We start from the raw sequence: 7,410 nt of genomic DNA on the forward strand, positions 1-7,410 counted from the left end.
AATCCGCTTTGGTAGGCGTCGACCTTGGTCGACGCACGGCGTGCCAACCAAGATTGGCACCTACCAGGTTCCGCGGCCGCCATCCGCCGCGGTAGGCGTCGACCTTGGTCGACGCAGGGCGTGCCAACCAAGGTTGGCACCTACCAGGTTCCGCGGCCGCCATCCGCTTCGGTAGGCGTCGACCTTGGTCGACGCGCGGCGTGCCAACCAAGGTCGGCACCTACCAGGGACCGACGTGCCAACCAAGGTTGGCACCTACCGACGCGCGGCGTGCCAACCAAGGCTGGCACCTGCCAAGTTCCGCGGCCGCCATCCGCCTCGGTAGGCGTCGACCTTGGTCGACGCACGGCGTGCCAACCAAGGTTGGCACCTACCAGGCGTCGGGCGAGCCAACCGGGGTTGGCACATACCAAGCGTTCGGATCAGGCCGGGCGCGATGCGGCGAAGTCGAGCGTGACCCGGGTGCCGCGTGGTTCACAGGGCTGGAACTGCAGCGTCCAGCCCAGGTGCTCGCAGAGACGGGCAATCAGCTCCAGGCCTATGCCACCGCGGTCGGCGCGCTCACCGCGGGCCAGGCGCGCATGGATCGCGGCGATTTCTTCCGGGCTCATGCCGTGGCCCGGATCCTGCAGGGTCAGCACGCCCTGTGCGTCCAGGCTCAGCGCGATGTGGCCGCGCCCGCTGTTCTCGATGGCGTTGCGCAGCAGGTTGCCGATCGCCGCCTGCACCACTGCCAGCGGCGCAACGATATCCACCGCCGCCGCCTGGATGCCGATGCTCAGGTCCTTGTCACCCAGCAGGTGGCGATGGTCGTCGACGATCTCCGGCAGCAACTGGTCCAGCGCGATGCGCTCGGCACGCGAGCTCAACCGTGCCGGGTCGCGCGCCAGCACCAGCAGCAGTTCGATCAGATCTTCCACGCCCTGCGCAGTGCGCAGCACCCGCTGCATCTGCTGGCGCGCGCGCTCGGGCAGGCCCGGCTGCTCCAGTGCCAGTTCCGCCGCGCCGGTCACCACGGCAATCGGCGTGCGCAGTTCGTGGCTGGCCGTGCTGATGAACACCCGTTCGCGCTCAACGAACTGTTCGTTGCGGTCCAGGTAATCATTCAAGGCATCGGCGATGGTGTGCAGCTCGGAGCTGCCACGCGGATCCACGTCGATGCGCTGGCCCTGCTCGCCAGGGCGCAGCGCGCCGATGTTGCGCGCCAGCAGGCTCAACGGCCGCACCATGCGCTCCATGCCGAAGGAGGCCATCATCACGGTGACAAAGATCATGATGATGCCGGCCAGCATCACCCAGCGCGTGGCGAACTGTTCCAGGTCGTGGAAATCGGTGATGTCCAGCGCCAGCGCAACGCGGCCCAGCGCAGCGGTATCACGCACCATCACCGCTGTTTCGCGGTCGTCGATCAGCACGCCGTCGTGCAGGCCGGGATGCAGCATGCGCACGCTCTCAGGCAGACCTGGCTGGCCGAAGCGATACAGGCTGAGCGTGTCCGAGTCCTGCCAGTGATAGTCCGGCTCATGCCGGGTGTGTTCCAGGATGCTGTCCAGTTCGGAATTGAGCAGCGCACGCCAGGCGGCATGTTCGGCATGCTCGTGCACGTAGTTGCCAACGCTGAACACCGCCAGCGACAGCAGCGCCAGGTAGCCCAGCAGCCACCACACCACGCGCCGGTACAGCGGGCCCGGCTTATGCGCGCGGGGCATCGCTGTCGTCCTCTGCCGCCGGGCTGGCGGCCAGGCGGTAGCCCACCCGCGGCAGGGTATGGATCAGTTTGTCGGCGAAGGGACCGTCCACGCTGCGTCGCAGCTCGTATACGTGCGAGCGCAGCAGGTCCCCATCGGGCGGTTCATCGCCCCACAGGGCGAATTCCAGTTGCTGCCGGGTCACCGCACCGGGGCTGGCGCGCATCAGTACTTCCAGCAGCTTGCGGCACGCCGGATACAGGTGCAGCGCCTGTCCGCTACGCTGCGCCTCCAGGGTGGCCAGGTCCAGCACCAGATCGGCCACCTGCAGGCGCTTGCGTGGATTGCGACCATGGGCCCGCAGCAGCAGCGCCTCCAGCCGCACCTCCAGTTCCGGCAGAGCGAACGGCTTGGTCAGGTAGTCGTCGGCGCCGGCGCGGAAGCCGGCGATCTTGTCGGGCAGTTCATCGCGGGCGGTCAGCATGATGACGGGCACTTCCGAGCCGTGCTCGCTGCGCAGGCGGCGCAGCACTTCCGGGCCCTCCATGCGCGGCAGCATCCAGTCCAGGATGACCGCATCGTAGGGATGGCTGCCAGCCAGGTGCAGCCCGGTGATGCCGTCGGGGGCCACGTCCAGCACGTGCCCGCGCGACTCGAAGTAGTCGAACAGATTGGCCACCAGCTGACGGTTGTCTTCGATCACCAACAGGCGCATGCGCAGCGGATCCACGGGAACTGGCCCCATGGTAGCTGTGCCCGTGTCGGAAAGCGGTCGGGATGGCGCCCTTCCGACAGGTTTCCCACGCCGCCAAGCGCAGCCTGTGGGTTTTACCCCGGAGCCTGCCGTGCCCGACGCCCTGCACCGCCGTTGGCGGCAACCCCTGCTGTGGCTGCTGGTTGCCGTTGCCCTGGCAGCGGGACTTGGGCTGCGCCAGCCGCAGCCGCCGGATGAACCCCGCTTCGTACTGGCTGCCCGCAGTATGGTCGAGAGCGGGGAGTGGCTGCTGCCCCACCGCGGGGTCGAACTGTATGCGGAAAAACCCCCGGTGTTCATGTGGTTGCAGGCGGCCGCGCACCAGCTGGTGGGAAGCTGGCGGTGGTCGTTCCTGCTGCCTTCGCTGCTGGCAGCGTTGCTGACCCTGTGGCTGGTAGCGGACCTGGCGCGGCGCCTGTGGTCGCCCCGGCATGCGTTGTGCGCGGTGGCCGTGCTGTTCTGCACCCTGCAGTTCGGCCTGATGGCCAAGCGCGCGCAGATCGACATGGTGCTGGTGGGCATGACCACGCTCGCCCTGTGGGGCGTGCTTCGCCATCTGTGCGAACGCCGCAACCTGCCCGCGTTGTGGCTGGCCGGTGTCGCCGCCGGCGTCGGCACGGTGACCAAGGGTGTGGGCTTCCTGCCGCTGCTGATCGTGCTGCCCTGGCTCGGTTGGCGGATGTACCAGCGGCACCTGGGTCGGGCAGTGGGCGGCCCGCACCTGGCCACCCTGTTGTGGTTGCTGCCGGCCTTCCTGCTGGGCACGGCCGTCTGGCTGGCGCCGCTGGGCTGGGCGCTGCTGCGTGAGCCCAGCGCCGCATTGCAGTCGTATGCGCACGAGCTCCTCTTCAAACAGACCGGCACCCGCTACGCCAACGCGTGGCACCACCGGCAACCGGTCTGGTACTACCTGCAGGTGATGGCCACGCTGTGGCTGCCGGGCAGCCTACTGTTGCCCTGGCTGCTGCGTCCGTGGTGGCGGCGGCTGCGGCGCGGGGATCTGCGCCACTGGCTGCTGCTGGGCTGGGCATTGCTGGTGCTGGTATTTTTCAGCGCCAGCCCGGGCAAACGTGAGGTCTACGTGCTTCCCATGCTGCCAGCGCTGGCGCTGGCGGTCGCGCCGCTGCTGCCGGGCCTGCTGCGCCTGGTGTGGGTGCGGCGTTACCTGTTCGGTTACAGCGCCGCGCTGATGCTGTGCACCGCTACGCTGGGCATGCTGCTGATGAGCGACAGCGCATGGGCGCAGGCACAACTGGCACGTCGGGCGATGCCCGAGACGCTGCTGCCGGTGCTGGGACAAGGGCTGCTGAGCTTCGCCATCGCCGTGGCCACGCTGGCCGTATGGCTGCGGGTGCGCCGTGCAGGCATGCTGGTGCTGCTCAGCCATGGCCTGCTGTGGCTGCTGTACGGCGGCCTGCTGATGCCGGCGCTGGATCCCTTCGCCTCGGCCTCGGCGCTGATGCAACGGGTCAGCCAACGGATCGGGCCCGATGCCGACCTGGCGATGGTTGCCTGGCGGGAGCAGAACCTGTTGCAGGCCGATCGGCCGGTGCAGGAGTTCGGCTTCAAGCGCCCCTGGGCCGAGCAGTGGCAACACGCGGGGCCGTGGCTGGCGCAAGCGCCGCACGCACGCTGGGTACTGGTGCTGGACCAGGCCTTGAGCCCTTGTGTAGACCCGGCGCAGGTGGTCGATATCGGCGTGGCCAACCGCAACCACTGGTTGCTGCTGCCGGGTACCGCCTGGAGCGCGGATTGCCATGCGGCACCAGTCGGGACGTCGCAGGAGGAAGACTGAACGGATCGCGGCGGGCGCCGGCAGATTAACCGGTCGGCAACAGCAGTCCGACCCTTCTCCGACACGTTGCTCACCAGCATGGCCGCGATTCCCGCCACGGCACCGGCCCGCATGCCTGCACGTCCTCTTGCCCCCGCACTCGTGATTGCCCCATCCCGACTGGGCTCGCGCTTCGCGCTGACCCATCTGTGGCTGCCGCTAGCCATTGGCATTCCAGCGTTCGCGCTGCTGATGGGCTTGGGCGGGGACCAGTGGCTGGCCGATCACCTGTACCAGCTGCAGGGCGGGCATTGGGCCCTGCAAGATGCCTGGCTGACCCGCGTGGGGGTGCACCAGGGCGGCAAATGGCTGAGCACGTTGGCCGGCTTGGTCGCCCTCCTGCTGTGCTTCCACCACTGGCGGCGCGGGCGTGACCGCACGCTGCGCTGGGCGCTGCTGTACGTGGTGGCCGCCGTCGCACTGGGCACCGGGCTGGTATCGCTGCTGAAGGCGCTGGTGCCGATGGACTGCCCGTGGGACCTGCTGCGCTACGGCGGCCACGATGCCTTCGTGGGTCTGTTCGATCACCGCCCGAAAGGCATCCCGGCGCGTGCCTGTTTCCCGGCCGGCCACGCCAGTGCCGGCTATGCCTGGCTGTGCCTGTACTTCTTCGCCCTGCTCTGGCGCCCCAGCTGGCGCTGGGTGGGGCTGGGCATCGGCCTGGCCGCCGGCCTGGTGTTCGGCGTCAGCCAGCAACTGCGCGGTGCGCACTTTCTTTCGCACGATGTCGCCACCGCGCTGCTGTGCTGGCTGCTTTCGCTCGGGCTATTCCTGTGCGTGCAGCGCTGGCTGGCGCGCCCGCGCCGGCAGGAGGCACAGGCATGAACGCATCGGTTGAACGCTCGCCGCGCCTTCCCGCGCTGGCATCGCTGCTGCAGTGGCGGCCACTGCTGTCCACCGAAGCACTGATCGCGCTGGCCAGCCTGTTCTTCGCCGTCGCAGGCAACGGGCTGTTCTGGCACAGCGCGATGGCCAGCCACCCCGGCAGCCTGCGCTATGCACTTTCGCTGCTGCTGTTGCTGCTGGGCGCACATGGCCTGCTGCTGGGGCTTCTGGTGTGGCGCTGGAACGCCAAGGTGATGGTCAGCCTGCTGCTGCTGGTCACCGCGTTCGCCGCGCACTACATGGGCCGCTACCACATCTATCTGGATGCGGACATGCTGCGCAACGTACTGGCCACCGACCCGAAGGAAAGCCGAGAGCTGATGACCGCTTCGCTGCTGTGGCCACTGCTGTGGCTGGCGGCGGTGCCGATGCTGCTGCTGTGGCGCGTGCAGCTGCGCAGGCGAAGCTGGGGCCGCACGCTGCTGTGGCGCGCGGGCTTCCTGCTGCTGGCAGCGGCAACCGCACTGGGCGGTGCGCTGTTGTCGTTCCAGGATGTGTCGGCATTGATGCGCAACCAGCGCGAGGTGCGCTACCTGGCCACGCCGGCCAACGTGATGCTGGGCCTGCCGCGCGCACTGCGCAGCGACAACCCGGTGCAGCGCGCGCCGAAGCTGCCGATCGGCACCGACGCCATGGCGACCCCACGCGCGCCCACCAGCAAGCCGCGGCTGCTGGTGATCGTGATGGGGGAAACGCTGCGTGCGCAGGACTGGGGCCTCAACGGCGGCCACACCACGCCCGAACTGGCGCAGGCGCCGGTGATCAACTTCCCCGACATGCATTCGTGCGGCACCAGCACCGAAGTCTCGCTACCGTGCATGTACTCGCCCTGGGGCCGGCATGATTACGACGAGAAGAAGATCCGCGCGCACCAGTCGCTGCTGCACGTACTGAACCGCGCCGGCGTCACCCCGCTGTGGCGTGACAACCAATCGGGCTGCAAGGGCGTCTGTGAAGGTCTGCAGTTCCAGTCGCTGGCCGATGCGACCACGCCGGGGCTGTGCGCGGATGGCCGCTGCATGGATGAGATCCTGCTGCAGGACCTGGCCACGCAGGTGCGCGCGAAGCCCGGCGACCGGGTGGTGGTGCTGCACCAGCTGGGCAACCATGGGCCAGCGTATTTCGAGCGCTACCCTGCCGCATTCCGCCGCTTCACCCCGACCTGCGACACCCGCGACATCGGCCAGTGCAGCCGCGAGCAGATCACCAACAGCTACGACAATGCGGTGCTGTACACCGATCATTTCCTGGCCCGGACGATCGGCACGCTGCAGGGGCTGGACGACTACGACACGGCGATGATCTACCTGTCCGACCATGGTGAATCACTGGGCGAAAAGGGCTTGTTCCTGCATGGGGTGCCCTATGCCATCGCGCCGGCCGAGCAGACCCGGGTGCCGATGACGATGTGGTTCTCGCCGGGCTTCGCGCGCAGCCGTGGCTTGGATCTGCAATGCGTGCGCAAGCGCGCGACGGCCTACACCGACCACGACAACCTGTTCCCCTCGGTGCTGGGGCTGATGCAGGTGAAGACCGGACTGTACGAACGCGACCGCGACGTGTTCGCCAACTGCGCGCGGTAGGGGTGTTTGTGGCAGGGCTTGCAGCCCTGCACCTGCCGAATCAACGTCAGCGTCAACGTCCACGTCAAAAGCGGGTGTGCTGGGGGTTGGCGGGATGGGTCCGGTCGAGGGGGACGCTGCAAGTCCCCCTCCGGGGCCCGGCCCAGCCGCTGGCGGCTGGGCGTTCGGGCGCTTGCGAAGCAGTGCTTCGCAAGCAAAGCGCCCTCACCCATGTAAGCTCGGTCGCCGCATCCATGCGGCTCACGCCCCCTCGACCGGACCCACCCCGCCTTCGACAGTTTCCTGCGACCTGCCGGAATGACGGGGTCGGATTGCGGGGTGTCCGCGGCATGGATGCCGCGGCCAAGCCTTATCTGATGGAAATCTGGCAGCGTAGGTGTCGAGAGCCGGCGTGGGCCGCCGTATGAGCCTGGATCTCGACGATCGCCGTGTAGCTTGGCGCCCACGCCGGATTCTCCCTTGATCCGCCCGAACAGTTGCTGGAGCTGGACACTCGAAGCGATAAGACTGGGCAAGCGGGGGAGCTCTCGACCCTTCCAGACTATACGGAGTCGGGCAATGAACGGGATCGGGATTGATGTGAGCAAGCGCCGATTGGATATCGGTACGACAGACGGCGAGACCCTGCAGGTCAGCAATAGCCCTTCTGGCTATGCTGAATTGGAC

The 7,410-nt window shown here is 68.0% G+C and carries 5 protein-coding genes and 1 pseudogene; 4 read left to right on the plus strand and 2 right to left on the minus strand.

Annotated elements, in window-relative coordinates; genetic code table 11:
• Nucleotides 1-422 precede the first annotated feature (422 nt).
• Together C1922_RS16340 and C1922_RS16345 are read right to left on the minus strand one after the other, a co-directional pair.
• On the minus strand, nt 423-1,709 hold the full coding sequence (locus C1922_RS16340) for a HAMP domain-containing sensor histidine kinase (RefSeq protein WP_108750724.1): 1,287 nt from the start codon (nt 1,707-1,709) through the stop codon (nt 423-425).
• Nucleotides 1,693-2,403, minus strand: a complete 711-nt coding sequence (locus C1922_RS16345) for a response regulator transcription factor (RefSeq protein ID WP_108751632.1) — start codon at nt 2,401-2,403, stop codon at nt 1,693-1,695. Before C1922_RS16345 ends, C1922_RS16340 begins: the two co-directional genes overlap by 17 nt.
• A gap of 130 nt (nt 2,404-2,533) precedes the next feature.
• Here C1922_RS16345 and C1922_RS16350 point away from each other — a divergent pair, with 130 nt between their 5' ends.
• The 4 genes and pseudogenes from C1922_RS16350 to C1922_RS20720 all read left to right on the plus strand — a co-directional run.
• Nucleotides 2,534-4,237 carry a glycosyltransferase family 39 protein gene (locus C1922_RS16350; protein ID WP_108750725.1) on the plus strand — a complete coding sequence of 568 codons (1,704 nt, stop codon included), beginning with the start codon at nt 2,534-2,536 and terminating at the stop codon, nt 4,235-4,237.
• A gap of 111 nt (nt 4,238-4,348) precedes the next feature.
• Entirely contained in the window at nt 4,349-5,101 is a 753-nt protein-coding gene (locus C1922_RS16355) for a phosphatase PAP2 family protein (RefSeq protein ID WP_108751633.1), read from the plus strand.
• Complete coding sequence (locus tag C1922_RS16360) at nt 5,098-6,744, plus strand: phosphoethanolamine--lipid A transferase (RefSeq protein WP_108750726.1); 1,647 nt, start codon at nt 5,098-5,100, stop codon at nt 6,742-6,744. The genes C1922_RS16355 and C1922_RS16360 overlap by 4 nt, the downstream gene beginning before the upstream one ends.
• 558 nt (nt 6,745-7,302) lie before the next feature.
• Nucleotides 7,303-7,410: pseudogene (locus tag C1922_RS20720) on the plus strand (IS110 family transposase); the annotation flags it as partial.

This window comes from Stenotrophomonas sp. ZAC14D2_NAIMI4_7 (assembly GCF_003086675.1).
Taxonomy (GTDB): Bacteria; Pseudomonadota; Gammaproteobacteria; order Xanthomonadales; family Xanthomonadaceae; genus Stenotrophomonas.

What these genes read in the sequence shown, in the direction of transcription:
- C1922_RS16340 (WP_108750724.1), bottom strand. Translation starts at nt 1,709, where the DNA reads ATGCCCCGCGCGCATAAGCCGGGCCCGCTGTACCGGCGCGTGGTGTGG.
- C1922_RS16345 (WP_108751632.1), bottom strand. Translation starts at nt 2,403, where the DNA reads ATGCGCCTGTTGGTGATCGAAGACAACCGTCAGCTGGTGGCCAATCTG.
- C1922_RS16355 (WP_108751633.1), top strand. Translation starts at nt 4,349, where the DNA reads ATGCCTGCACGTCCTCTTGCCCCCGCACTCGTGATTGCCCCATCCCGA.
- C1922_RS16360 (WP_108750726.1), top strand. Translation starts at nt 5,098, where the DNA reads ATGAACGCATCGGTTGAACGCTCGCCGCGCCTTCCCGCGCTGGCATCG.